This window comes from Arthrobacter sp. JCM 19049, assembly GCF_001310435.1.
The window spans coordinates 1-972 of the sequence record NZ_BAXF01000680.1 but is presented as its reverse complement, the minus strand read 5'-3'; the positions used below and the strand labels follow the sequence as shown (position 1 = coordinate 972).

2 protein-coding genes and 1 pseudogene are annotated in these 972 nt (G+C 70.2%); all 3 read left to right on the top strand.

Annotated elements, in window-relative coordinates; genetic code table 11:
* Positions 1-475 (top strand): annotated as a pseudogene (locus tag JCM19049_RS23725) (hypothetical protein); the annotation flags it as partial.
* Positions 358-690 carry a S8 family serine peptidase gene (locus JCM19049_RS23720; RefSeq protein WP_374700339.1) on the top strand — a complete coding sequence of 111 codons (333 nt, stop codon included), beginning with the start codon at positions 358-360 and terminating at the stop codon, positions 688-690. The pseudogene JCM19049_RS23725 and the gene JCM19049_RS23720, both read left to right, overlap by 118 nt.
* A complete protein-coding gene (locus JCM19049_RS23715; protein ID WP_374700338.1) occupies positions 582-821 on the top strand; it encodes a S8 family serine peptidase in 240 nt (79 codons plus the stop codon). Before JCM19049_RS23720 ends, JCM19049_RS23715 begins: the two co-directional genes overlap by 109 nt.
* Positions 822-972 lie beyond the last annotated feature (151 nt).

Here is a 972-nt window from a genome sequence, read left to right as displayed (position 1 = left end):
CCCCGATTGGGGCGCGCAGCGAGCACGGCACCTGGTGGCCACCCTGCTGGCCGGGCGCGGGAACAACAAGGCCGAGATCGACCGGATCAAGGCCGAGAACGAGAAGCTGAAGACCGCGTGGGAGAAGGCCAAGAAGCACGCGGAAGAGGAAGACGAGGACGTTCCTGAGGAACCGGAGTACGAGACCGTGCCCAAGCCCTCCGGCGGGCCGGACGGCGTGCTGGGGGTGGCCCCGGCCGCAGAGCTGATGTCCGTCTCGCTGTGGATGGGCGGGCAGAACCCGGCCGGATCCCGGTCGAGGAGCAGATCCCGCGCGCGGTGCGCTGGGCCGTGGACAACGGGGCGAAGGTCATCAACATGTCCTTGGGCTCCACCAGCCCGGCCTGGCCCGAAAGCTGGGATTCGGCGTTCAAGTACGCCGAGGACCACGACGTGGTGGTCGTGGCCGCCGCCGGGAACCGTTCCGGCGGGATGAGCCAGGTTGGCGCGCCGGCCACCATCCCCGGGGTGCTGACCGTGGCCGGGGTCGACGAGTCGGGCAAGGCTCGAAGGACTCCTCCACCGAGGGCATCTCGATCGGGGTGGCCGCCCCGGCCGAGCCGCTGGTCGGCGGCATGCCCGGCGGTGACTATGCCCGCTGGTCCGGCACCTCCGGCGCCGCGCCGATCGTCTCCGGCGTGGTGGCGTTGATCCGCTCCAAGTACCCGCAGATGAAGGCGCCACAGGTCATCAACCGGATCCTGAAGACCGCCAAGGACGCCGGCGCTCCCGGGTGGACAACCTCTACGGCTACGGGATCATGGATGCCAAGGCGGCCCTGACCGCCGACGTCGCCGAGACCAGCACGAACCCGCTGGGCACCATCGCCGAATGGATCCACGTGCACCGGCGGGACACCGACGCCGGAGCGCAGGACACCAGGGAACCGGGCATCTCCATGGAGAAGTCCGACCTGAAGCAGGTCGCCGCCCC